At 37.5% G+C, this 26,528-nt stretch carries 23 protein-coding genes and 1 riboswitch; of the genes, 22 read left to right on the top strand and 1 reads right to left on the bottom strand.

Features of this window, described 5'->3' with window-relative positions; translation table 11 throughout:
• Window positions 1-25: 25 nt before the first annotated feature.
• The 3 genes from K8L98_RS15375 (at window position 26) to K8L98_RS15365 (ending at window position 4,941) form a co-directional block, all read left to right on the top strand.
• A complete protein-coding gene (locus K8L98_RS15375; RefSeq protein ID WP_223435901.1) occupies window positions 26-3,247 on the top strand; it encodes a DEAD/DEAH box helicase in 3,222 nt (1,073 codons plus the stop codon).
• Between the two features lie 389 nt (window positions 3,248-3,636).
• Window positions 3,637-4,098, top strand: a complete 462-nt coding sequence (locus K8L98_RS15370; protein ID WP_420828794.1) for a DUF3574 domain-containing protein — start codon at window positions 3,637-3,639, stop codon at window positions 4,096-4,098.
• A 315-nt stretch (window positions 4,099-4,413) separates the two neighbouring features.
• Window positions 4,414-4,941 carry a ribonuclease FAU-1 family protein gene (locus K8L98_RS15365; RefSeq protein ID WP_223435897.1) on the top strand — a complete coding sequence of 176 codons (528 nt, stop codon included), beginning with the start codon at window positions 4,414-4,416 and terminating at the stop codon, window positions 4,939-4,941.
• A 248-nt stretch (window positions 4,942-5,189) separates the two neighbouring features.
• On the opposite strand, the gene K8L98_RS15360 is transcribed toward K8L98_RS15365, so the two are convergent.
• Window positions 5,190-6,929 carry an ABC transporter ATP-binding protein gene (locus K8L98_RS15360; protein ID WP_223435895.1) on the bottom strand — a complete coding sequence of 580 codons (1,740 nt, stop codon included), beginning with the start codon at window positions 6,927-6,929 and terminating at the stop codon, window positions 5,190-5,192.
• Between the two features lie 664 nt (window positions 6,930-7,593).
• Between K8L98_RS15360 and K8L98_RS15355 the strand changes: the two genes are divergently transcribed.
• From K8L98_RS15355 to K8L98_RS15260, 19 genes are all read left to right on the top strand, one after another.
• On the top strand, window positions 7,594-8,184 hold the full coding sequence (locus K8L98_RS15355) for a TetR/AcrR family transcriptional regulator (RefSeq protein ID WP_223435893.1): 591 nt from the start codon (window positions 7,594-7,596) through the stop codon (window positions 8,182-8,184).
• A gap of 111 nt (window positions 8,185-8,295) precedes the next feature.
• Window positions 8,296-9,675 (top strand): MFS transporter, encoded by a 1,380-nt coding sequence (locus K8L98_RS15350; protein WP_223435892.1) that lies wholly within the window; start codon window positions 8,296-8,298, stop codon window positions 9,673-9,675.
• A gap of 50 nt (window positions 9,676-9,725) precedes the next feature.
• Entirely contained in the window at window positions 9,726-10,340 is a 615-nt protein-coding gene (locus K8L98_RS15345; protein WP_223435890.1) for an FMN-dependent NADH-azoreductase, read from the top strand.
• Between the two features lie 175 nt (window positions 10,341-10,515).
• Window positions 10,516-10,863: a VOC family protein gene (locus K8L98_RS15340; protein ID WP_223435888.1), complete on the top strand. Its 348-nt coding sequence runs from the start codon at window positions 10,516-10,518 to the stop codon at window positions 10,861-10,863.
• 152 nt (window positions 10,864-11,015) lie between these two features.
• Window positions 11,016-11,213 (top strand): hypothetical protein, encoded by a 198-nt coding sequence (locus tag K8L98_RS15335; RefSeq protein WP_223435887.1) that lies wholly within the window; start codon window positions 11,016-11,018, stop codon window positions 11,211-11,213.
• Between the two features lie 133 nt (window positions 11,214-11,346).
• The gene (locus K8L98_RS15330; RefSeq protein WP_338036982.1) at window positions 11,347-11,640 is read left to right on the top strand and encodes a GyrI-like domain-containing protein; all 294 of its coding nucleotides are present in this window, start codon (window positions 11,347-11,349) and stop codon (window positions 11,638-11,640) included.
• Window positions 11,641-11,818: 178 nt separating this feature from the next.
• Entirely contained in the window at window positions 11,819-12,550 is a 732-nt protein-coding gene (locus tag K8L98_RS15325; RefSeq protein ID WP_223435885.1) for a MurR/RpiR family transcriptional regulator, read from the top strand.
• Window positions 12,551-12,692: 142 nt separating this feature from the next.
• A complete protein-coding gene (mngA, locus tag K8L98_RS15320) occupies window positions 12,693-14,636 on the top strand; it encodes a PTS 2-O-a-mannosyl-D-glycerate transporter subunit IIABC (RefSeq protein WP_223435882.1) in 1,944 nt (647 codons plus the stop codon).
• Between the two features lie 74 nt (window positions 14,637-14,710).
• The gene (mngB, locus tag K8L98_RS15315; protein ID WP_223435881.1) at window positions 14,711-17,320 is read left to right on the top strand and encodes a mannosylglycerate hydrolase; all 2,610 of its coding nucleotides are present in this window, start codon (window positions 14,711-14,713) and stop codon (window positions 17,318-17,320) included.
• Between the two features lie 504 nt (window positions 17,321-17,824).
• A riboswitch (SAM riboswitch) is annotated at window positions 17,825-17,933 on the top strand.
• 128 nt (window positions 17,934-18,061) lie between these two features.
• Entirely contained in the window at window positions 18,062-18,904 is an 843-nt protein-coding gene (locus tag K8L98_RS15310) for a MetQ/NlpA family ABC transporter substrate-binding protein (protein WP_223435879.1), read from the top strand.
• A gap of 486 nt (window positions 18,905-19,390) precedes the next feature.
• Window positions 19,391-20,428: an LLM class flavin-dependent oxidoreductase gene (locus tag K8L98_RS15300; protein ID WP_338036981.1), complete on the top strand. Its 1,038-nt coding sequence runs from the start codon at window positions 19,391-19,393 to the stop codon at window positions 20,426-20,428.
• Complete coding sequence (locus K8L98_RS15295) at window positions 20,425-21,777, top strand: LLM class flavin-dependent oxidoreductase (RefSeq protein ID WP_223435877.1); 1,353 nt, start codon at window positions 20,425-20,427, stop codon at window positions 21,775-21,777. Before K8L98_RS15300 ends, K8L98_RS15295 begins: the two co-directional genes overlap by 4 nt.
• Window positions 21,777-22,274 carry a GNAT family N-acetyltransferase gene (locus K8L98_RS15290; RefSeq protein WP_223435875.1) on the top strand — a complete coding sequence of 166 codons (498 nt, stop codon included), beginning with the start codon at window positions 21,777-21,779 and terminating at the stop codon, window positions 22,272-22,274. The genes K8L98_RS15295 and K8L98_RS15290 overlap by 1 nt, the downstream gene beginning before the upstream one ends.
• Before the next feature lie 19 nt (window positions 22,275-22,293).
• Entirely contained in the window at window positions 22,294-22,566 is a 273-nt protein-coding gene (locus K8L98_RS15285; RefSeq protein WP_223435874.1) for a glutaredoxin family protein, read from the top strand.
• Between the two features lie 86 nt (window positions 22,567-22,652).
• Window positions 22,653-23,471, top strand: a complete 819-nt coding sequence (locus K8L98_RS15280) for an amino acid ABC transporter substrate-binding protein (RefSeq protein WP_223435871.1) — start codon at window positions 22,653-22,655, stop codon at window positions 23,469-23,471.
• A 23-nt stretch (window positions 23,472-23,494) separates the two neighbouring features.
• Window positions 23,495-24,313 (top strand): amino acid ABC transporter substrate-binding protein, encoded by an 819-nt coding sequence (locus K8L98_RS15275; RefSeq protein WP_223435870.1) that lies wholly within the window; start codon window positions 23,495-23,497, stop codon window positions 24,311-24,313.
• Between the two features lie 15 nt (window positions 24,314-24,328).
• Window positions 24,329-25,030, top strand: coding sequence for an amino acid ABC transporter permease (locus K8L98_RS15270; protein ID WP_223435869.1), 702 nt, complete (start codon window positions 24,329-24,331; stop codon window positions 25,028-25,030).
• Window positions 25,031-25,045: 15 nt separating this feature from the next.
• Window positions 25,046-25,750 carry an amino acid ABC transporter permease gene (locus K8L98_RS15265; protein ID WP_223435868.1) on the top strand — a complete coding sequence of 235 codons (705 nt, stop codon included), beginning with the start codon at window positions 25,046-25,048 and terminating at the stop codon, window positions 25,748-25,750.
• A gap of 2 nt (window positions 25,751-25,752) precedes the next feature.
• Window positions 25,753-26,508, top strand: a complete 756-nt coding sequence (locus K8L98_RS15260; RefSeq protein ID WP_223435867.1) for an amino acid ABC transporter ATP-binding protein — start codon at window positions 25,753-25,755, stop codon at window positions 26,506-26,508.
• Window positions 26,509-26,528: the final 20 nt, after the last annotated feature.

The following is a 26,528-nucleotide window of genomic DNA, read 5'->3' as shown; positions in this document are numbered from 1 at the left end:
GTATCCTAAAGAGGGAGCAAAGCAATTGAATATAAAATTAAATGAAAAAATTATTAAAGAAATATGCGGTACAGTCTCCTTCAAGAAAGGAGACTCTTTTTATCGAAGTAATAACGTGACATTTGAAAATTATTGTCCTGATGGCTGTAAAGCCACGGTTACAGGCAAGGAAGATTTTCATGTGTTTATTGAAAAGGATGAGAGCGGAGGCTTGCGCACGAAATGCAGCTGCCCTGCGCTAGCTTCCTATAAAATGGATTGCCAGCATATAGCAGCCGTTTTACTATCGATTTACGAACACCAGCGACACGGAACAATTCCCATTGGTCCTGGGGGTGAAAACTCTGATTCTTCAACAAGTCAAGCGCTGACAGAAGAATTGCTGACACTTTTCAATGATCAGCCTAAACGGTCAGCGGGCCAGCAGCTGCACTTTGAAAAAAGACAAGTACTTGATGCAGAGTTTATTTGTAAACCCGTAAACATTGGGAAGGGACGATACTTGTTCGGAATTGAGGTTAAGATTGGCCAGACGAATGTACGAAATATACGAGGTTTTCTTGAGCATGTGAAAAAAGGTCTGTCAAGCTTGCTTTCTAATTCTTTCATTTACGACCCAAGTCTTCATTGCTTTCAAAATGAAACGGATGCAGTGATTCAACAGCTTATACAAGTAATTCATGATGAAAAAGCGTATATTGACGAGATATCCGAGAAATCAGGCGATGTATGGGGTAAACATATACTCATTATTCCTCCATCCTCTTGGGACAGGCTTTTTCCTATACTTGAGAAAGCAGCATTGGTCAAGGTGATGTATGACTCTAATAATTATGAGGGTCTTCGCTTATCAAATGAACCATTGCCTTTACAATTCCAATTTGATGCAGGCGAGGGTAAAGGCTATCTACTTAAAATCAGAGGGCTTAATCGAATGGTGATAATGAATTCATATAGGTCTGTCCTATTTGAAGGAAAACTAAAACAGATGAAAATGGAAGATTGTAATCGTCTTTCAGATCTAAAACAGATGCTGGATGCTGCAGCAGCGAATCAAATTCCGATTACTCAGGAGCAAATCGATTTTTTTATGGAAAAAGTGGTTCCAGGCTTGAAAAGACTGGGGGAAGTCCAGTTATCCGAAGCTATATCCAAACAGTTTGTAAAGACACCGTTAGTGACCAAGCTCTACTTGGATCGCGTGAAAAATCGCTTGCTCGCAGGACTTGAGTTTCATTATGAAAATATAATCATTAATCCATTGGAAAATAAGGATCTCCACGCAGGCTCCAAACTTATTAGGGACGTGGAAAAGGAAGATGCCATCCTGAAGCTGATGGAAGATAGCATGTTTGCAAAGACGGACGGAGGATATTTTTTGCAAAATGAAGAGCTGGAGTATGAATTTTTGTACCATATCGTTCCCAAACTTCATAAGCTTGTACAGATATATGCAACTACCGCAGTGAGAAATCGGCTTTTTAAAGGTAATTCTCGTCCGCACGTTAGGATAAAGATTAATAAAGAACGGACCAATTGGCTGGAATATAAATTTGAAATGGATAACATTCCTGAAAAACAAATACGTGAGGTTCTACTAGCTTTAGAGGAAAAACGGAAGTATTTTCGTTTGCAGAACGGTTCGCTGCTTTCATTGGAGACGAGGGAATTTGAAGAAATGAATCGTTTTCTTCGTGAACTTCCGGGCCAAATTGAAGAACTGGAGAGCGGCATGAATGTACCAATTGTTCGGGGGATTCAGCATCTTGATTCTATTAATGATCGTTCTTTATTAAAGTTAGAGGAATCGTTCCGTCAGTTTTTGGAAAACATCCGCAATCCGGACAGTCTGGAATTCGAGGTGCCAAAGAGTTTAGAACTGATATTGCGAGACTATCAAAAACTTGGTTTTAAATGGTTGAAAACACTTGCCAGCTATAGATTTGGTGGAATTCTTGCAGATGATATGGGATTGGGTAAAACGCTGCAGAGCATTGCGTTTATTCTATCAGAGCTTTCTGTCATCCGTAAAAAAAAGCTCCCGGTCCTGATTGTTTCACCTTCATCATTGACGTATAACTGGCTTAGTGAAATCAGCAAATTTGCACCGGAAGTACAGGCCATTGTCGTTGATGGCACTAAAACCGAAAGATTCAAGATACAGAAGGATGTAATGGATATGGATGTAGTCATTATCTCATATCCATTGTTGCGCAGAGACATAAAGTGGTTTGAAAAACATGGCTTTCATACTGTGTTTTTTGATGAAGCTCAGGTCTTTAAAAATCCTATGACACAAACAGCACGATCTGTGAAGAAGATCCAGGCAGCTCATCGGTTCGCCCTCACAGGTACACCGGTGGAGAATTCACTACAGGAGTTATGGTCCATTTTTCACGTTGTTTTTCCCGAACTATTTATGGGATTAAAGGAATACAGTAACCTATCCAGAAAAACGATAGCCCGAAGAATCAGGCCATTTTTACTTCGAAGACTGAAAGAGGATGTCCTGCCAGAGCTGCCTGAAAAAATTGAGTCAATGGAATCTGCAGAATTGCTTCCTGATCAGAAGAAGCTGTATGCTGCCTATCTGGCCAAGCTGCGACATGATACATTAAAGCATCTTGACAAGGATACATTCCGTAAGAACCGTATCAAAATCCTCGCTGGTTTAACGAGGTTACGTCAGATTTGCTGTCACCCCGCCTTGTTTGTGGATGGATATAAAGGGAAATCTGCGAAATTTGAACAGCTGATGCAGATTGTAGAAGAATCAAAGCTTGAAGGCAGAAGAGTGCTGATTTTCTCCCAGTTTACGAAAATGCTTGAGCTTATAGGCAGAGAATTAACGATTCAGGGGCATTCTTTTTTCTATCTCGATGGACAAACTCCTTCTGAAGAACGAGTGGAAATTTGCCGCCGGTTTAATGCAGGAGAACATGATTTATTTCTCATTTCATTGAAAGCGGGGGGGACAGGCCTCAATCTGACAGGTGCTGATACTGTTATTTTATATGATATCTGGTGGAATCCTGCAGTCGAGGAACAAGCAGCTGACCGAGCCCATCGAATTGGTCAAACAAATCGTCTACAGGTAATCAAGCTTGTTGCCAAAGGCACAATCGAAGAAAAAATGAATGAACTTCAAGAGAAAAAGAAACATCTGATTGAAGAAATCATCGATTCTGAGGAAAAAGGGTCTTCCTCTCTTACTGAAGAGGACATACGGGAGATATTAATGGTTTAGAAGGAATTAAGTGAATTTTAAGCGGATTTATAAACATGGTGAACTGAATATATAAAACAAGTAGTTTCATTTGCCATGCAAGCAAAAAAATTCTTTGATAACTCCGAAGATAATAGAATTTTTGATGATTATGACGAAGAAATATATGAGATTTTTGGAATGAATACAGCAAGAGATTAAAAAATAATTCACATTCAAAGTTCGGACCTTCTTATTAAGAAGGTCCATTTTTTAATAAAGTTCAACATTCTCTTTCTGAATGAAAACAAAAGATTAAACTGAAATTCAGTAAATAATTACCATGAAAAATTCATTCTCTGTAATTATAATCATAGATAGAAATTCACAATTGTTTTGCTTACAAAACTATTAAATAAAAAGGAGTGGCAATGTTGGAAAAGAAAAAAATCTTCATTTGGATCATCCCTTTGATTCTGTTAATCGGCTTTTTAGGCAATGCTGTGTACGCTGCAGGGCACCAGGAATCATCTAATGTAAAACACCCTTCTGCATTGAAGGGGCAATTCCATCTCGATGACGTGGTGAAAATCTATGTGCCTTCCACCTATAACGGTGATCAGCCAATTGATAATACTCCATTTGTTAACAGGTCATTAGAGAAATTCACAAAAATGTTTGGAGGAGCAACAGCCATTGAGGGAACTGGATCCTGGTTTTCTGATAATGATCAGCTGATTAAGGAGAAGGTTACGATTGTGTATAGCTTTGCAGAAGATTTGGACAAGAAAAAGATTAATCAAGTAGTCGCATATGCTGAATATTTAAAGGAAGAGATGAAACAATCATCGGTGTCTCTTGAAGTGAATGGAAAGATGTATTTTATTGAATGACTGCTGGCAACAAGGGCTTCTGCCTTTCTATTAAACAATCGGAGGTTTGTTTAGTAGTTTAAACCTGCTTCATGTGAATCTAATCCACAATCAGCGCATTCTCTTATATGAATGCGTCTTTTTTGTATTCGATCATTTACACAGAGAAGTGGTTGTCTAAAACTAGTTTATTTGAAATGAGCAGGCTTTATCTGAAATCAAAATCAATGATTTGCCTAAACGGCTAAACAATGGAAGGCCAAATTCCTAATGATATAATTTTAATTAAGATTTGTTCTGGAGTAGAAAACTAATTTGAAAGGAGTAAAGAAAGCGATGTCCAAACGCTTGGTGAAAATAATAGAAAGAAAAATAAAGTACGACTCAGAAATTGTAGAACATACCTGTATGCTTCTAAAAGCAAAAAATCAAAATGCCGTGCTATTCCATAAAATACTTGAATCCTTTTCGATGACAGCAAACCAAACTAAATTAACCATTCCCAGAGGCAGTTATACAATAGCGTATTACTGGAGCGATCGTCCATATAATTTATACATTTGGAGAGATCATAAGGGGGATTACCTGGGTTCCTATTTTAATATTGTAAAAAATACATATATAACTGATAAGATGGTATCCTTTGAGGATCTGATTATTGATATAATTGTTCTTCCTAATGGAGACTTCTTTATATTAGACGAGAATGAGTTACCAGAGCCATTAGATCAATTTGAGAAAGGATTTGTTCAACAGACGCTAACCTCATTAACAGATTCCCTTGATATTCTCCTTACTCAGCTTATTTTAGAAACGGAGAATGCTTATAAACACGAAGACCTTATACCTTGGCTGAACATCTGATAACATTTATACAAGATTGATATATATATTGAGCTTTATGAACCGGGTGCCAGTTTGCAGGAAGCATTATATCTTTTTTTCATGGAGCACTATGGGAGCATTTATTTAGTACGGAAAAAAAATATCCAGAATGGAATACCATTTGTAATACCGGCAAAGCTGATAGCCGGGCATGATCAATTAAATAAAAGGAAAAACAGCTGCTCTCCTTGGTTAAGAAGTGCAGCTGTTTTTGGTTAGATAGCTTATCATAGTAACTCAAACTGCTTAGAATAAAGTCTTGCATACGACCCATCACATGCAAGCAACGAATTGTGATTCCCCTGTTCAGCAATACCGTCTTCTGTTATGACAATAATCCGCTTCGCATTACGGATAGTTGAAAGGCGATGGGCAATGACAATAGTTGTACGGCCTTTTGCTAATAATTCCAGTGATTCCTTGATGATGCTCTCACTCTCGTTATCTAGTGCGCTCGTTGCCTCATCCAAAATGAGAATTGGCGGATTCTTTAAAAATACACGAGCAATACAAAGCCGCTGCTTTTGGCCCCCAGACAGTTTGACTCCTCGTTGTCCGATTTCTGAACTGTAGCCTTTTGGCAAGTTCATGATAAAGTCATGTGCATTGGCAAGCTTTGCCGCCTCAATAATTTCGTTATCACTGGCTGCCGGATCTCCGTATCGGATATTTTCCATTACTGTTCCCGCAAATAGGTAAACATCCTGTTGTACAATACCGATATTATTTCTTAATGATTCCAGATCAATATCGCGGACATTGACTCCGTCAAGGAAAACGCCTCCATCTGTCACATCATAAAAGCGGGGGATGAGTGAGCATAAGGTAGTTTTTCCAGCGCCAGACGGACCAACTAGCGCAACATACTCTCCAGGAAGGATTCGAAGCGACAGGTTTTGTATGACATTGTTCAAATGTTCTTCGTACCTGAATGAAACTTGATTGAACTCAATTTCACCAGATACTTCTGACAAAGTCACAGGATTCGGTTTATTTTCAATTGCCGGCCTCAGATTCATGATTTCCATAAAACGCTGAAATCCAGTGATTCCTTCCTGAAGCTGCGTGCTCATATGAGTCAATCGCTGAATTGGCTCGATCATATAGCTGATATACAGTAAAAAAGTGATCAAATCCGCTAAATCTAATGTGTTGTTGACAATACTGGCACTGCCAAAGATAATCACTGTGATCGTAATCAGCTGTATAATCGTTTCAAAACTATTGTATAAGAGTGCTTCAGCATGGTACGTTCTTTTCCGGCTATGAAGGAAACGATTATTTTCCCGGTTGAACTTCTCGATCTCTATTTGCTCATTGGCAAATGACTTTACTGTGCGAATTCCAGATAAACTATCCTCTACCTGTGCGTTTACGTCCCCAATTCTTTCTTTATTGCTTCGTAATGCCCTGTTCAGCATTTTATTAAAGTATAGGGCAAAGACACCTAAGAATGGCAGAAAACAGAAGACAGCAATCGTTAATGGTGCATTTATAAAGAACAATATAACAAACGCCCCAATAAAACGGACAAGGTATTTGACGTAGTCCTCTGGACCATGATGGTACAGCTCGGAAAGCAGCAGCAGGTCGTTTGTTATTCGCGACATGAGCTGACCTGTCTTTTCCTTATCGTAAAAGCTAAAAGAAAGCTTCTGCATGTGCGTGAACAGCTCGCTTCGCAAATCTCTTTCCATACGCGCACCTATTTCATGACCTTTGTAGTCCACAAAATAGTTCCCGATATTCTGAACTGCGACTAACACTAGCATCAGCCCGCCAATCCAATACACTTTACTTAGCGCGATGGACAAATCTCCTTCCAGAACATCCTTTGTGATATACCTGACTAGTAAAGGAAACGTCAAAGTCACAGCTGATACGATAAAGGCGCACGCCAATACTGAAAAAAACACCGTTAAATACGGTTTATAATAGGATAAAAATTTTTTTACTGGAAAACGCATGATTTACCCCTTTTTGTGTTATTTAAGTACACATATAAGGGGAGAGTACACAGATTACTTTAAGAAAGTGTTTCACCCTTATATGTTGAAGCTGTTTGATTCGTCATGTTTTTCATGAAAATGGCCTCCTTGTATGTTATTACTATTATTGTATACGATTTCAATTAAAAATGAACAACATATTTGGGTTTGGTGACTTTGATAGAGATATGATTCAAAACGATGCTCCGTTAGAAAAAATATACTTTTTCGAACGATTTTTGTTGAATGATAATAAAGATGTTTTTAATTGCTAGTCAAGTTATTCAATTAAAGGGCCATTTAATTGAATAAGAGTTTGCATAAAACCCCATTTTTCAAGCAACTATCAGGAGAGCTTAAGCGCACGTAAACGTTGATTTTATCAACGATTTATAAAATCTTGCATAAACAATAAATTGTTGCAAATTGAAACCCCTTGTCGCCCAGGGATTTTGTGATAAGGAACTTCTGTTAGGACATGTATGTCAACCTCACATGAATAATGCTATACAACAGATCTAGAATTTGATGACGACTTTTTTTATGTAAAAAGTGAAATTCTTTTTGACATTTAACATTAAATGGAATAATATAAAATAACAGTCAGCACTGACAGTCAATATTAAAAAAAGATGGTGAAAGAATGAACAAAAGTAAAAATCCGAGCAGCAATGATAAACTGCTGTTGGCAGCTATCGATCTAATAGCTGAGAAAGGCTACAATGGTGTGTCCACTATGGAAATCGCCACCGCAGCCGGTTTAAGCGAAAAGACGCTGTTTCGCCACTTCGGCAGCAAGCAAAATCTTCTCGAATCTGCTTTTGACCGTTTTCATTATATCGAAGAGATGAAAAAGCTTTTTAACGAGAAGCTTATGTGGGATTTACATGCAGATTTGCTCATGATTAGCAGGACGTACCATGAACTTATGAACCGCAACCGGAAAATGATTCAGATCAGCATCAAGGAAGAAGGCAATATGCCAGGGTTTCGAGAAAGAACACAGAAACAGCCTCAACAATTAATGGAAATCTTAACAGATTATTTCACGGTTATGTTCGAGAAAGGCAAACTGATACGGACGAACCCGGAAGTTCAGGCGTTGTCATTCATGATGATGAATTTTGGTGCATTTATGAACGATCTGGAGTCCAGTGCTAACTTTCCAACCGTATCACTGGAAGAATTTATAATAGAGAGTGTCCAGATATTCACTAGGGCTTTAACCCCCTAGTTTTTTTTTAAAACAAAATGACAGTTAGTACAGACAGTCATTCATGCGATTTGTGTGTTAGAGATAAGGAAAACCTTGTTCTTAAAAAAGATAACTAAAGGAGTTTAAGGAATGGTAAAGGAAGTTCAGCAGCAAACTGGTGAGAAATTGATGCTCATTTTAATGTTTACGCTCATCATATCAGCGATGAGTGGATTAATGTTTAACATCGTACTCCCTGATATTAGTAAAGATTTTAATCTTTCTATCTCTCAAGTAAGCTGGTTCTCTTCTGCGTATGCTCTGATTTATGCGATTGGGACAGTGACTTACGGGAAGTTAGCTGATAGCTACAAGCTCAAAAATTTGCTGACGTTCGGATTGATACTTTTTGCTATCGGTTCACTAGTCGGTCTAATTTCCCAAACATTCTGGTTAGCGCTTGTCGGAAGGTGCTTGCAGGCAATGGGGGCCGCTGCTATCCCAGCAACGGCCATGCTTATTCCTGTACGCTACATTGCTCCAGATCGAAGAGGTTCAGCTTTAGGCATGGCGGCAGTAGGTTTAGCAATAGGCAGTGCTCTTGGACCAGTTATTTCTGCATTAATTGTCGGTGTTGCTCATTGGCGTTGGTTATTCTGTATCCCTCTCTTAATTTTATTCACGCTACCTTTTTACCGTAAATATTTGAAAGATGAGAAGCAGGGGGTGTTTGAGAAATTTGACTGGTTTGGAGGAGGTTTGTTAGCTGTAGCAGTAACTTTGTTTCTTCTGGGTGTTACGAATGGAACATGGTGGTTTATGATTGGGGGGGTACTATCTCTGGTGTTCTTCATAGCTCGAATTCGTACAGTTGCCGATCCGTTTGTTCAACCTAAACTCTTTGAAAACAAGGAGTATATACTCGTTTTAACGCTTGCTTTTCTAATAAACGGGATTGGTTTTTCTCTCTATTTTCTAAGTCCTCTGCTTCTATCACAGGTTCAACAGCTAACATCTAGCTGGATTGGTTTTGCAATGGTTCCTGCCGCAGTTGCCTCAGCCATTTTGGGGAGAAAGGGAGGCAAATTAGCTGACTTGAAGGGGAATTCGCATCTATTCTTTGTTGCATCTGTATCATTATTGACCTGTTTTATTTTACTTTCAACCTTTACTGGAAGTTCTCCATTTTTCATTGCCATGTTTCTGATTTTCGGTAATGTCGGGCAATCCTTTATGCTCATCGCTATGTCAAATGCAATCTCAAGAACATTACCAAAGGATCAGGTTGGAGTGGGAATGGGACTCTTTTCAATGATGAATTTTATTGCTGGAGGAATGGCTACAGGGGTTTATAGCTGGGTTGTGGATATTGGTTCTGATGTCCTCTGGAATCCGTTAAATATCAATCAAAACGGTTTTATTTACAGTAATATCTTCTTCGTACTTGCTGCTTTACATTTGGCCATTCTGTTGTTTTACTATTTCCAGTATGGCAGAGCAAAGAGAAAAAGCATTCAGTTGGAAGGGTGAAGTTAGTTTAGATCAAGTTTCACTATTACTCATATTTGGAGGAGATTAAAATGACAACAACTTTATTTGTAAAAGCGAACAATCGTCAAGAATCTGTTAGTGGGAAATTATATGATGCATTTTTAGAGAGCTACCGAGCCTCATCTCCTAATGATAAGGTGATTGAACTTGATTTATTTAAAGAACCATTACCTTATTTAGGTGATGTAATGATTAGTGGAAATTTCAAATCCTCTCAAGGAATGGAACTTACACTAGAAGAAAAGTCTGTACATGATGTTGTAGCTAAGCACCTTGAACAGTTTGTAGCTGCTGATAAAGTGGTTATGGCCTTTCCACTTTGGAACTTAACCGTTCCTGCCGTGTTGCACTCTTACCTTGATTATATGCATCACCCACGTAAAACATTTAAATATACAGCTGAAGGCCTAGTTGGTCTATTACCCAATAAGAAAGTGGCATTATTAAACGCACGAGGTGGGATATATGCCGAAGAAGATTCCTCTGAAATGGCAGTAAGCTTTGTTAAGAATCATTTGAATGTATTTGGTATAACAGACATTACAACAGTAGTTATTGAGGGACATAATCAATTTCCTGATCAACGTGAAGCTATTATTGAGGAAGGAATATATAAAGCTGTTCAAATGGCCAAGAATTTTTGAATGATTAAGGACGCATTTCATTAAAATGTGAGCAGAACCTCAATTTAAAAGATAACTTCTAACATTTTAATAAGGCACAAAAACTAATAAGTTTTTCTTGTTCTACAAACGGCTCAAGAAATGCAAACTAACGACGACACGAAACAGTCGATGAAAAGAAGAGTGAAGGGGAATCATGATCAATGCAGCACACATTATACTCTATAGTACCATCGCGGATGCAGACCGGGTATTCATCCGCGATGTACTCGGATTTGATGGAGTTGACGCTGGTAGTGGCTGGCTTATCTTCAAACTGCATCCTGCCGAAATCGCCGTGCATCCTACAGATAGAATTGGTAAACATGAGTTTTACTTAATGTGCGACGATATCGAGAAAACAATTACGGAACTGACCAATAGGGGTCTTACGATCTCGGAGTCGATCAGTAACCAGCGGTGGGGTCGACTCGCCTCCATCAAGCTTCCCAGTGGCGCTGATCTCTCGATATACCAGCCACTCCATCCCACTTTTACGACCTAGGGGACTGATTTAACGCAAATCCATCTGTTTCTTCTCCATTAACGGGACACAAGAGCTCAATAATATACACACCATAATGCTGCCGTGGGAACATGCGGCAGCATTGCTGGGCTAACGGGCACGATTATAAAAAAAAGCAAGGGTGATAAATGATGAGTAAGTTTGAATGGCGAAAACAATTAAAGGAACTCTATCTACCAAAGAACCAACCTATTAAAATTGAGGTTCCAGCTATGAAATATTTCACAATAGAAGGCAAAGGCAATCCGAATAGTGAACGATTTAAAGAAAATATTGAAATCTTATATGCGTTGTCGTACGCAATAAGAATGATGCCAAAAAAGGAATAACACCAGAGGGATATTATAAGTATACAGTTTTTCCTCTGGAGGAATTTGGGATTTAGATGAAGAAGGTAGAAAATTAGATTATTTAAGCAAGGACCATTTTGTCTATAAATTAATGATAAGACAACCAGATTTTGTGACAGAAGAGTTAATTCAACAAGCAATGAATAGTGTAAAGCAAAAAAAGCCTGACTCCCATCTAGATAACGTTAAGTTTGAATTAATTAAGGAGGGTTTATGTGTCCAAGTTATGCACTATGGAAGTTATGATAATGAACCCGAAACCTTTGCATTCATGGAACAATTCTGTAGTCAAAATAATCTTAAAAGAATAGAAAAAACACATAAAGAAATATATATTACTGATGCAAGAAAAACAGCACCAGAAAAATTAAAGACGGTCCTACGATTTAAAGTGACTGAAATTTGATTTTTTAATATTCTGCTATTGGAGGATTTTCTTGGATATTTAATGGCGATCTTCCGTAATCGAGTGCGAAACTGAGGAGCCAACCTTGCTTTGTTCGTACTGAATTAAACACACTTTTGTTATAATAAAAAATTAGTAGTATAAATATTAGAATAAGATGCTTAGAGGTGATTTGAAGTTGTATTTTGAAGATCGCGTTCGGAAATTCGAATATAAGTTAAACGATACAGATGACCAAATTATTGACTATATAGTAAAAAATAGAAAGCAAGTGGTCAACGCATCTATTCAATCTTTAGCTGCCAACTTATTTACTGTCCCTAATACGATCATTAGATTTTCTAAAAAATTAGGATACGATGGATATGCACATTTGAAGAATAGTCTTAAAGAAGAATTACACTCTGATCATGAAAAACAAGAGGACAGCTTACAGTATAATCTGAAAACAACATTTGACTTAATTGATATAGATATTATTGAGAAAGTGTCCAAAATGATATATGAAGCGAAGAGAGTTCTTTTTTTTGGAGTGGGAGATACGGCTCTTTTTTGTGAGATGATGACGAAAAATCTTAAAATTGCAGGGAAGGAATCAGATTTTTTTATTCATCGTCATGAAATTATACATGGAATCAATCAGCTTAATAATGAAGGTATTCTTTTCCTCATTAGTTTATCTGGAGAAACTTCCCAGGTTCTGGAGGTTGCGGAGTTAGGGAAAGAAAAAGGAATTAAAATCATTTCCCTCACCCATTTTAATCGAAATGCTCTTCAGAAGTTAGCAGATGTAAACTTATTTTGTTTTACTCCCAAGAAATTGCTGAATGGGTATAATATCACTGATAAAACTCCACTTATGGCTATCATCAGAACATTATCTGAATTCTATTGGAATTTTACTAAGTAGTTGTGTATAAATACACATGTAAGCGCTATTTTGGAGGTGTGACTGTGTAAAAAGAAGAAGATAACCTCTTCTTCTTTTTTTTTATGCTACTATGGGGTCACTCATTAATTAACAGAAAAAAGAAAGTGAAGGGGGTACAAAAATGTTATTGAAAAGTCTTACATCACCAACTTTAGTTAGTACCAAACAATCCTTTGACACTAAAGAAGAAATTATAAAATTTTTAATTAGACAGTTAGCAAATGAAGGAAAACTGCATTCTGAAGAAGAGCTGTATCAAGCGGTAATTGATAGAGAAAAGTTATCACCTACAGGCTTTGAAGGTGGTCTAGCAATACCTCATGGGAAGTCAAAAGCAGTAAAAGAAGCATCATTTGCCATCGCAACCCTTCAGAAACCATTGAGCACTTGGGAAAGCATTGATCCAACCAATCAGGTAGAGCTAATTATTTTACTAGCGATTCCAGATGATGAAGCTGGTTCAACACATCTATCCTTATTATCAGAGCTAGTGACAAGGTTGTCTAATGAAGAGTATAAAAATCGATTATTGAGATCTAACACAAATCTAGAGCTTTTTAATAACCTGGATCGTCAAGATGAAATAGAAGAAGTGCCAGAAGTAAAGAAGATAAATAAAACCATATTAGCAGTAACTGCATGTCCAGCAGGTATTGCGCACACTTACATGGCAGCAGAAGCATTAGTAAAAGCAGGGAAAGATTTAGGTGTAGATGTGTTTGTTGAGAAGCAAGGTGCGAACGGTATTGAAGACCGCCACACGAAAGGACAATTAAACAGTGCTGATGCTGTGATTTTCTCTGTAGACGTAGCTGTAAAAAACGAAGAAAGATATAGTCATCTTCCGAAAGTTAAAACGGCAGTGGCAGCACCATTGAAAGATGCAAAAGGGATTATCAGTCAAGCTTTAGAGAAATCTGAAAACGCTCCCAAGAAGGATAGTTCTAATGAAGAAAGTGTCTCTTTTGAAGAAGATGAGGATGAAAAAAAATCCTTTAAGACAGAAATAAAAGATTCTATCTTAACAGGTATATCGTACATCATTCCAGTAATTGTAGCTGGGGGCATGACGCTCGCTGCAGCAGTTCTGCTATCCCAAGCCTTTGATCTTCAAGAACTCTATAATACAGAAGGTTCTTGGCTTTGGTTGTTGAGACAGTTAGGCGGGACACTATTAGGAACATTATTGGTGCCAATTCTTGCAGCATACATGGCCTATTCAATTGCGGATAAACCTGCATTAGGACCAGGTTTCGCAGCAGGGGTAGCTGCGAATTTAATTGGCAGCGGTTTCTTGGGCGGTATGCTTGGAGGGATTTTAGCAGGTTATTTCCTTAAATTCTTAAAGCATTATGTAAAACCAAAAGGAACATTTGCCGGATTCATCAGTTTTTGGGTATACCCGGTTGTTGGTACGCTTGTTGTTGGATCGGTTATGTTGTTTTTGGTAGGGAAACCATTAGCCCTATTAAATCAAGGATTACTTGATTGGTTACAAGGCATGTCCGGAACAAATGCGCTTATTTTAGGAGCTATAATAGGCGCCATGGTTTCGTTTGATCTGGGAGGCCCAATTAATAAAGCAGCTTACACGTTTTGCATTGGTGCAATGGCAAGTGGAAATTTCATTCCTTATGCTGCCTTTGCCTCTGTGAAAATGGTTTCAGCCTTTTCCGTAACAGGAGCAACACTTATTGATAAGAAGAATTTCACCAAACAGGAAAAAGAAATAGGAAAACAAACATGGTTATTGGGTTTAGCTGGTATTACAGAAGGAGCTATTCCGTTTATGATGAATGATCCACTTCGAGTAATTCCATCTTTAGTTGCAGGGTCTGCTATTACAGGAGCTATTGTATCTTATTTTAATATCGGTTTAAACGTTCCTGGAGCCGGAATTTTCTCGCTTGCACTATTACAAGGAAAGCCGATGCTATTAGCAGCCAGTATATGGTTTGGCGCCGCATTAATTGGTGCTGTTGTTTCAACGATTTTGTTGATTGCAACAAGAAAAAGCAAGCTGAAAAGAGAAAAGAATAAAAAATCTTCCCGAATGGCTGCTTAGATTTTTGGCGGTTATAATCTATCGCACTTAAGTTGCTTAAGTGATATACAAATACATCGTAATTGGAGGACATCATGACAAAAGTTCATATCGTTCCACATATGCATTGGGACAGAGAATGGTATTTTTCAACGGAAGAATCTAGAATTCTTTTGGTTAACAATATGGAAGAAATAATGGAGATGCTAGAAAATAATCCAGATTATCCACACTATGTACTAGATGGTCAAACGTCAATTTTAGAGGATTACTTTGCTGTTAAGCCGGAAAGTAAGGAAAGAGTCAAAAGTCTAGTTCAAAAAGGAAAGCTGATCATTGGACCATGGTATACACAAACAGACGAGATGGTGGTTGGCGGAGAATCGATTGTACGAAATTTATTATATGGAATAAAAGATTGTGAAGAGTTCGGGAGTCACATGAAAATCGGATACCTTCCAGATTCCTTTGGACAATCTTCACAAATGCCGCAAATTTTAAATGGTTTTGATATTAAGTATTCGATTTTTTGGCGAGGGGCTACTGAACGTCACGGCACAGACAAAACGGAATTCTATTGGGAAACAGATGAAGGTTCTAAAGTTCTGGTACAATTATTTCCTCTAGGATACGCGATTGGAAAGTATTTGCCGGAGGATGAACAAAAGCTTCAAGAACGTATTGATAAGTATTTTAAGGTGTTAGATCACGGTGCTACGACAGAGAATATCATTTTGCCAAATGGTCATGATCAAATGCCTATTCAAAAAAATATCTTTACTGTTATGGATAAACTGCAGGCAATGTACCCAGACCGCGAGTTTTTCTTGAGCAAATATGAAAACATCTTTGGTGAATTAGAAAAAAATGAGGAACTTCCTACACTGCAGGGTGAATTTATAGATGGAAAGTATTCACGCGTTCACCGAAGTATTTATTCCACACGCATGGATATTAAAGCTGCCAATGCAAGAATTGAAAATAAGCTCACAAACATATTAGAACCACTTGCAACTCTTGCGTACAGCCTAGGTTTTGAATATCATCACGGTCTAATAGAACTTATTTGGAAAGAAATTATGAAAAATCATGCGCATGACAGTATAGGATGCTGCTGCTCAGATAAAGTCCATCAAGAAATTGTTAACCGATTTTTTCTTGCAGAAGAAAAAGTCGATCAACTTATCAGCTTCTATAAGAGAAAAATTGTTGATTCAGTAGATACAGAATGGAATTATGATCGTCTTTCTGCTTTTAACTTACTTCCCTATGATCGGGAGGAAGTCATTACAACAGAAGTTACTACAAAATTAAAGTCCTTTAAGTTAATTGATGAAATGTCAAAGGAAATTGAGTTTGAAGTAATAGACAGCGTTGTTATTGATCCTGGGTTAATTGACCGTCAAATCGTTCATTACGGAAACTATGATCCCTTTATTAAATATACCGTTCAATTAAAAGACCAATTTCCTGCATTAGGCTATAAAACCTATTTTATAGTTGAAAATGATGGGGAAATGAAAAATTCAATTTCTCCAAAAAGTGAAGTTACAACAGATTTCTACGAAATCAGCGTAAATTCAAATGGTTCGTTGAATATTTTTGATAAGAAGTTAAACAAGACCTTCAACGATGTTCTGTTACTTGAAGATGGAGGGGATGATGGAGATGAATATGACTTTTCTCCATTAAGAGATGAAACGCTAATCTATAGTAACAACGTAAAGGCGGACGTTGAAATTAAACAGGGGCAGTATGAGGCTACTATAGATATTCGTTATACCCTTGCAATTCCAGAAGATCTAAATAAGAGAAAAGATCATATTTTAGATAGCTCTGCAGATGTGCATATTAAACTCACCATTCCAAATCACAAGCCAATTATTGAAATCAAGCTTGAGATAGATAATCACGCTAAAGATCATCGTTTAAGAGCGTTAATTCCAACGGGAATTGCTTCAGCATTTTCTGTATCTGATAACCAATTTGGTTGTTTGAAACGTGATGTTTACGATAGTGCAATGGATATTTGGGAGCAGGAAGAATGGGATGAACGTCCAGATTCCATTTATCCAATGTTAAGTTTTGTTAGTCTATCCAATGAAGCATATGGTGTGAGTGTACTAACAAATAGTACAAGAGAGTATGAGATTGTCGGTGAAGCATACGACACAATTGCTATAACCTTGTTCAGAGGTGTAGGAGTGCTGGGTAAGGAAGAACTGCTCAGAAGGCCGGGCCGTCCTTCTGGAATTAAATTACCTACTCCAGACTCACAAATGCTTGGAAAACTAACGTTAGAGTTTGCGATTGTTACACATCAGCAATCTGCATTAAAAGCTAATGCTGCACGGATGGCTAAAGAGTACTTAACACCAATTGATCTCTATAACAAAATTCCATTTAATGCAATGAAACTTAATACAGCGGATGTTAAAACGCCGGCCTCTTTCAGCTTTATAAAAGAAGTACATCAGGATTCTGTTTTAAGTACTTTGAAGAAAGCCGAAAAGGATGATCAATTCGTATTGCGTTTCTATAATCCAACCGACGAAGAAAAGGTCGTTTCATTTAAAATAAACCGTTCTATTCAACAAGCATATACGGCAAATCTTAATGAAAAATGTTCTGAAGTTATAGAGGTGGAAGAAAATAAAGTACAATCGAAAATTAAAACAAATCAAGTGAAAACGATTCTTTTTTAAAAGCAGTTTGATAGTTTTTCAAAAAGACACTCTTCTATTTGCACGTGAAGTTACCTTCAACGCAGCAAAAAATAGGGGTGTCTTTTTTATTAACAAATAGAAAGTTAAATCAACCTTGATGTGAGTAAATATGAATAAACCAATTTTTCTTTTTCCTATTTTTCAAAGAGAGAATTTTGGGAGGAGATAAGAATTGCAATGTTATTAGGAATAAATTTTTATGCCCTTAATAAATACAAGAAATAAACAGTAATTACAATGTGTATTAGGCATAATTGATTTAATCAATGCAGTATAGAAAGTAATTATTATTTTTAATTCCGACTTGACACATATGATTTATTGTATTAATTTAATATTAACAAATTTTTCAATTACAGCGCTCACTGGATAACCAGAGGCTTTCACTCAAGTACCCTGAGAACTTGAGATGGAAGCCTTTCGTTCATTTAACATGATTAATTAAGGAGTGATGAATCCATTAATGGATGAAAAAAACATATATTCTTATTTAGAGAGGTGGAGGGAATGGCCCTATGAAACCTCGGCAACAGGCTTATATAAAAGTACTGTGCTAATTCCAGCAAGCATGAAAGTGCTTGAAAGATAAGATGAGATATTCGTTTAATCCGAAACTCTTTCTTATTTTAGAAAGGGTTTTTATTTTACGCAATTTTTGATGGGCGGTGAGAACTCGCAATATTAAGGATTAAAAAAAATTGAAAAAGGGAGAAAACAAAAATGAAAAAATTATCGATTACACTTCTAGCCGGAATCATATTCATTATTTTATCAGGATGCAACATAAACTCAAATGCATCTGAAAACAACAAAATTGTCGTAGGTTCATCTGGATCAGATGCTCAAGTATGGAACTTTATTTCAAAATCAAAAGCAGCCAAAGAAGCCGGAATTGAGATTGAAGTAAAAGAATTTAATGACGGCCTGCAAATTAATGAGGCTACAAATGACGGAATCCTTGATGTAAATGCTTTTCAATCACTATCATATTTTCAAGATTATGTGAAAAGTAAAAATGCAGATTTAGCCGCAATAGCAACAACTTATTTAGAACCAATGGGTATTTATTCTAAACGCTTGAAGTCACTTGAAGAAATTCCGGAAAATGCTGGAATAGCCATTCCTAATGATCCGGCAAATACAGCTCGAGCTCTACGCGTATTGCGAAATGCAGGTGTCATTACGTTAAAGGATGATTTTGATTCATTTGGAACGATTCAAGATATTGTAGAAAACCCGAAAAATATTAAATTTGTTCCAGTAGACGGATCATCTACAGCGCGGTCTCTTCCCGATGTAGATGCCTCCTTAATTGGAAACAGCATTGCTCTTGATGCTGGATTGAATTCTATTAAAGATTCTATTTACCATGAAGAGGTCAATCAAGATACACAGGCAAATATTAATATTCTTGTTACTCAAAAAGAAAACGAAAAAAATGAAAATTTTAAAAAATTAAGCAGTATATATCATTCGAAAGAAGTTCAGGAATTCATAAAGAAGGAATTTGGCGGAACCAAAATCCCAGTAAAAAAACCGGTTGAAGAAATCATAAATAATTAATAATTAATAAAGACTCTTTATCGATGGACTATAGACAACTGATTACTTTATAGAATTAGCTGTTCCTATTCTTCAAGAAAGGGGTTTATTTCGATCGGAGTATGAAGGTGTCACTCTTCGAGAGAGCTTAGGTCTGGAATTTCCGGAAAATCAGTTTGCGTGAAAAAACGCAGAACAAGGAAGAACAGGAAACAGCTGACTTTTTATCTTGATTAGTAGACCTTTGTATAGTCCGAAAATATTTTTATAAAACCAACTTGATTTATCGGAAAAATAAGAATAATATTCTTTCAATGGATCTTAAATTTCATAATTTAAAGAATTGAAAGAATAAAGAATTGCCCACTGGTCAACCGGAGGCGCCCCAGATAAGATATGCATTCTTATCTGGGGGGCCTTTTTTGCAGCTTCTTTTGCTGACTGGACTTCTAGAGGCACATTAAATAGGGCTGTGAGGAAAAGAAATAAACAAGGGGGGAAGAAAGTGTGTCAATAAAATTGAGCATTCTTGATCAAAGTCCGATTGGAGAAAATGATACAGCAGCAGATGCGTTAAAACAAACAGTGGATCTGGCAATACTTGCAGAGAAATGGGGTTATCACCGTTTTTGGGTATCTGAGCATCATAATTCAGAGGAATTAGCTGGCTCTGCGCCAGAAGCTCTCATTTCCTACCTTCTGGCAAAAACCAAACAGATTCGAATAGGTTCTGGCGGAGTTATGCTTCAACATTATAGTCCATATAAAGTCGCTGAAATCTTCAACGTTTTGTCATCTTTAGCTCCAGGAAGAGTGGATTTGGGAATAGGAAAAGCTCCGGGCGGCCTGCCCCTTTCCACAAGAGCGCTTCAGCAAAATCTTTTGAAAGGTGGTCAAAGCATTCAAGAGAAATTAAGTGATTTAAAAAGTCTCATGCATAACAGCTTACATGAGAAACACGAGCTATACGGTGTGAAAGCTTATCCTATTCCTCCTGAACCAGCGCATCTTTTTCTCCTGGGAGCCAGTGAGAATAGTGCGAAGTTAGCAGCAGAATTGAACATTTCATTCGTTTATGCACAATTTATTAACGGTGATCCAAATGAACTGAAAAAATCACTGCAAGCCTACCTTAATGGGGGAGGTAACAATCAAGACTTTCATTTAGCGTTATCTATCATAGTTGCGGATACGGATCGTGAAGCAGAAAATCTCAGGGGTGAGAGTAAATTGATAAGAGTAAATCTGGAAAGCGGACGACATGTAACGGTTAAAAGCATTGAACAAGCAGAAAAATTTGCAGAACAGGCTGGTGAATCTTACTCCATAGAAGAACAAGTTGCCGCAATTATATACGGTTCAAAAGCAACGGTAAGAAGACAGGTTTTAGAATTGCAAAACAGTCTGGGGATAAATGAAATCATTGTTTCAACCCCTCTAGTGGATGTTGAGGCTAAACAAAAAAGTTTTTCACTTTTAGGTGAAGCTTTTACAGAAGGAGATGTGGATTCAGATAAATTTTTGACAAAGGTGGGAACTGAATGACGATAAAACAATTAAAACTAGGCGCCCTATTACACGGTGCAGGAGGCAACATGTCTTCTTGGAGGCACCCAAATGCAACTGCAGATGCCAGTGTGAATTTCCAGTTTTATAAAGAAATGGCGGTAAAAGCAGAAGATGCAAAGTTTGATCTAATATTTATTGCAGATGGACTGTTTATAAATGAAAAATCTCTGCCTCACTTTTTGAATCGTTTTGAACCAATCACCATTCTTTCAAGTCTTGCTTCTGTTACTTCGCGTATAGGTTTAGTAGGAACACTTTCCACTTCATACAGCGAACCATATACCGTAGCCAGACAATTCGCATCTCTGGATAAAATAAGCGACGGCCGTGCAGGATGGAATGCTGTTACATCACCGCTTGAAGGCTCAGCCTTAAATTACAGCAAAAAAGTACATCCAACTCATGCTGATCGCTATAAAATTGCAGGAGAATACCTGGAAGTAATAAGAGGATTATGGGATTCCTGGGAAGACGATGCTTTTATAAGAGATAAAGAATCCGGTGTATTTTTTAATCCTGATAAATTGCACCGCATCAATTATGAGGGTGAATATTTCTCTATTGCAGGACCGCTGAATATAGACCGGTCCAAGCAAGGGCATCCAGTCGTTTTTCAAGCAGGCTCGTCGGAAGCTGGCATTAACTTAGCCGCTAAAGAGGCAGATGCTGTGTTTACTGGACATGAATCAATTGAACAGGCAAAAGAATTCTATCAAAAAGTAAAACAAAAAGCAGTGGAACATGGGAGAGCTGCTGATGACATACTAATCTTCCCTGGAATTAGTCCAATCATTGGAAGGACGGAAGAGGAAGCGGAGAAGAAATACCGGGAGATTGCAAGTTTAGTAACCATTGAAAATGCGATTGATTATTTAGGAAGATTTTTTGATCATTACGATTTTTCAAAGTTTCCTTTGGATGATCCGTTTCCGGAGTTAGGCGATATCGGTAAAAACAGCTTTCAGAGTACGACAGACCGGATTAAAAAAATGGCTAAAGAAGAAAATCTGACACTCCGTGAGGTTGCATTGAGAGTGACAACACCCAAGAGTCAGTTTACGGGTACACCTATAAAAATTGCAAACCTGATTCAAAGGTGGTTTGAAGAAGGAGCTGCAGATGGTTTTATGATTGGAAGTGCTGTCATGCCTGACGGTTTAGATGATTTTGCAAACGAAGTTGTCCCTATTTTGCAGAATAGAGGCCTCTTCCGAAATGAATATGAGAAAGACACCCTCCGGGGAAATTTGGGCCTTAAAAAACCTGAAAACAGATATACGACATCCATAAATCAAGCAGAGCAATTGAATACAGGGGTGAAATGATGAGTCATATATATAGATTAGCGAGACTCGAAGATGCAGAAGAGCTCTTGGGATTGACACTGAGAGCCTATGAACCTATTAGAAAGCTGAACATTAAATTTCCTGCAGCTACAGCAGATTTAGAGCTCGTAAAGCAAAACATCATACAGCACACTTGTTATGTTTTAGAAGTAGACCAATCGATTGTATCAACGATTACAATCAGACGATTTGAAGAAATTACGGATCTTCCATGTGTTTGGTGGTTTGCAGTGGATACAGAATTTAAAGGAAAGGGATATGGAAAAAGGATATTGCAGTATGTTGAAGAGGACATATTAAGAGACCGTTTAAATGCAAAGGCAGTTGCACTTGGAACTTCAGATCGTCATCCTTGGTTAATTGAAATGTATGAGAGAAATGGTTACGTCCGATTTTACGAAAGGGACTACGGAGAAGAAGGAAAAGGCGTGTTTTTGAAAAAGGAACTTGTTCATGAATTATCACAAAATCTTTAAATTCGTAGGGAGGATTACCATGACACAGCAAAGCAAGATTATTTTATGGAGCAGAAAAGGATGTCACTATTGCGATGAGATAAAAGAATTTTTCGGAAAAAATGAGTATGAGTACACAGTGGTTGATGTAGAAGGAAAAGACCATCTGAGAGATATTCTTGAACTTAAGTATGGCATTCGCCACGTACCTGTAGTTGAAATTGGTTTTAATTATACTTTCCGGGGCGTAATCGAAAAAGATTTCACTCTAATAGAAAGTCTGATTGCCGGAAGAGATATTACGGTTAGATAAGGCTGAAGAAATATATAAATTTATTAATTTTAGATTAAAAGGACTGGGTAACTGATTACTTCTACTAAATCAAACAGGAGAAAAATATGAAAAAACTTAATATAAGTGCAGCCATAATTGCGTTAGGAATTTTCCTTACAGGATGCGGTTCTACCTCTGACAAGGCATCTGGCGGCAAAGTAGAGGCTGAGAATGAAGTGAAGAAAATTATAGTGGGGACAGGTACACAGTTTCCTAACATTTGCTTCTTGGATGACAAAGGAAGACTAACAGGATATGACGTAGAGCTAGTCCGTGAAATTGATAAACGTCTCCCAGATTATGAATTTGAGTTCAAAACGATGGAGTTTTCAAATCTGCTGTTAAGCCTTGAGACTAAAAAAATTGATCTTATTGCCCACCAAATGGAAGTCAATGAAGAAAGGAAGGAAAAATTTTTATTCAACAATGAACCTTATAATGTGTTTCCTCTCAATGTTGTCGTTCATCAAGATAATCAGGACATTAAGTCCGTTAAGGATCTAGCAGGAAAGAAAGTGATTGTTGGTGCGACAAGCAATTCTGCCGTACTGATTGAAAAGTACAATAAAGAGAATGGCGGAAAAATCAATATTGTTTATTCTGGGCAAGGATCAGATGATACAAAAACGCAGCTTAAAACGGGAAGAGCAGATGCAACCATCAGCACTCCATTTGCAGTTGATTTTCTAAATGATGCTGCAGATGCACAGCAAAAAGTCGTCGGTCCAGCATTATCTAATTCAAAAGTGTTCTTTTTACTTCAAAAAGGCGACACGGAAATTAGGGATAAAGTAGATGGAGCATTAAAGGAAATCAAAAAAGATGGAACGTTGACTGAACTGAGCACCAAATGGCTTGGAGCAGATTATACAGTAGCCAACTAAAAAAGGTTAATCAGGAGGCTGGAATGAGAAAAATAGGATCTATCTTTCTACTTATCCTTTTACTTACAATAACAGCAGGATGCGGTGAAAAACCAACGACAAATGCTGAAGGTGAAGATAAAACCGGTGAAGTGAAAAAAGTGATTGTTGGAACCGGGACCCAGTTTCCCAACATTTGTTTTATTGATGAAAACGGGAAATTAACAGGGTATGACGTGGAAGTTATCCGTGCCATTGATAAGCTCTTACCTGAATATGAATTTGATTTTAAAACCATGGAATTCTCTAATCTTCTCTTAAGTCTCGAAACGAAGAAGATTGATATGATTGCCCATAATATGGCTCAGAATGAAGAAAGAAAAAAGAAATTCTTATTTAATGATGAAACATACAATTATTCGCCGCTTTATATCACTGTCAATGTGGATACTGATGATGTTGAATCACTTGACGACTTACATGGCAGAAAAATCATTGTCGGCGCAACAAGCAACGCGGCTGTCTTTTTGGAGAAATACAATAATGAACACAGCAATAAGATCAACATTGTTTATGCCGGGCAGGGATCAGACGATGCAACAACTCAGTTGAAAAATGGCCGTGTGGATGCAACGCTTGCCACGCCATTTGCGGTAGATTTCAGCAATAAAGCTGTTGATGCAGAACAAAAGGTTGTTGGTGATATCATTATTAATTCTAAGGTGTATTTCTTGTTTAATAAGGCTGAATCGGAGTTGAAGGAACAAGTTGATGAAGCGCTTAAGCAGCTTAAAGAAAATGGAACGCTGGCTAATCTGAGCAAAAAGTGGCTTGGAGATGATTATTCAGTTGAATCAAATTAAAGGGGGGATTGAATAATGGGTAAAGCATTTGATTTAACCCTTATCCTGGATTTTATTCCAAAATTGCTTTCATATTTGCACATTACATTGTTTATATTAGTGTTCTCCATCCTTTTTGGGATCGTTATAGGTTTTATCATTGCGATCCCCCGAATATATAAAATTCCAGGTTTAAATCGCACGGCTATCCTATTTGTATCATTTATGCGGGGTACACCCATCATCATTCAATTGTTCTTAATTTACTATGGTTTACCAGCAATCCTGCAGGTTGTAGGTGTTGATATTACCCGAATGAACCCTATGAACTTCGTGATAATAACCTATGCGTTAAGCAGCGGTGCAACATTTTCTGAAATTATCCGCGGCAGTGCAGCAAACGTAGAAAAAGGTCAGGAAGAAGCTGCATATAGTATTGGAATGAATAAAAGACAAACGTTCTATCGAATTATTCTGCCACAGGCACTTTTAATTGCATTCCCCAATTTCGGGAACTCTGTCATTGGTTTTCTAAAAGACACATCCCTGGCGTTTACAATTGGAGTAATGGATATGCTTGGCAGGGGTGATACTCTGATTGCTGCAACAGCCCATGCGTTAGAGGTCTATATATCCTTATCTATTATCTACTATATTATCGCCATATTGCTTGAAAAAGGATTTAAAAAATCAGAAATTCATCTTCAGAGACATGACTATGGGATTACAGCAAATTAAAAAGGAGGGAAATTGGTGGTTATTGATGCTCTTTTTATCTTTACTGCATTCCTTGAAATAATTAAAGCTTTGCCTTTGACACTTACAGTCACGATTGTTCCATTACTGGCAGGGTTGGGAATAGGTCTAATTATTGCTGTAATTCGAATGTATAAGATCAAGTTTATTCATCGCATTGCAGAATTCTATGTTTCTTTTTTCAGAGGTACACCCATCTTGCTTCATATTATGGTCATTTATTTAGGTATTCCAATGGTATATGACACAATGGCAGATCAATATGGATGGGCGTTTAAATCAAACTCTATTCCGATTGCCGTGTTTGTTATAATTGCTTTTTCGTTAAATTCAGGTGCGTATATGTCTGAGATTATTCGCTCAGGCATCCTTGCTGTAAATAAGGGTCAAATAGAGGCGGCTTATTCTATTGGAATGAGCTCTGTCCAGACAATTAGAAGAATCATTATTCCTCAGGCATTCGCAGCAGCTATACAAAATTTAACAAATATCTTCGTTGGTTTTTTGCACGCCTCTTCAATTGCTTTTATTGTCTCATTAAAGGAGCTGAACGGTGCTGCTAATATTGTAGCCTCAAGTAATTTGAAATTTTTAGAAGCATATATTGCCGCTGCGCTTATTTACTGGGGATTAACTATTATAGTGGAGCAAGCGGCAGCTTGGATTGAAAGAAGAGTTCTTGTTTATGAGAAGGGGGTATGAGAATGATTAAACTGACAAACATCAAAAAATCATTTCATGGCCAGGAAGTCCTGAAAGGTATAAATCTCACCGTAAAAAAAGGCGAAATCGTCGTTATACTAGGTCCGAGCGGATCCGGGAAAACAACCTTTCTGCGCTGCATAAACTTTCTTGAAAAGCCGAGTGATGGAGAAGTTGCGATTGGTGATTATTCAGTAGATTGCAAGAGGCCAAGCAAACTCGATATTCTTACTTTGAGAAAAAGAACCGCTATGGTTTTTCAGCAATATAATCTCTTTAAACATAAAACAGTGCTTGAGAATGTAATGGAAGGGCTTGTGATTGTTCAAAAGAAAAAACCTGAAGCTGCAAGAATAAAAGCATTAGAATTGCTTGAGAAGGTAGGACTATCTGACAAGATAAATGCGTATCCAAGTCAGTTATCTGGCGGGCAGCAGCAGCGAGTAGGAATCGCCCGTGCACTTGCTTTAAATCCGGAAGTCTTACTTTTTGATGAACCAACTTCTGCGCTTGATCCAGAACTTGTGGGGGAAGTTCTTGAGGTAATTAAAAAAATAGCGCTAGAAGGTATTACTATGATAGTTGTCACACATGAAATGGGATTTGCAAAAGAAGTATCAAATCACGTGGTATTTATGGATCAGGGAACGGTCGTAGAAGAAGGATCCCCAATTGAAATTTTTACAAATCCAAAAGAAGATCGCACAAAACAATTTTTGAAGAGAATCAGACCACAGTTAATACAAGGAATTTCTTGAAATTCAGGTTAAGGGTAAGG

This window comes from Metabacillus dongyingensis (assembly GCF_019933155.2).
GTDB classification, from domain to species: Bacteria; Bacillota; Bacilli; order Bacillales; family Bacillaceae; genus Bacillus_P; species Bacillus_P dongyingensis.
The sequence above is the reverse complement of the archived record's forward strand: the minus strand, read 5'-3'. Positions and strand labels throughout refer to the sequence as shown.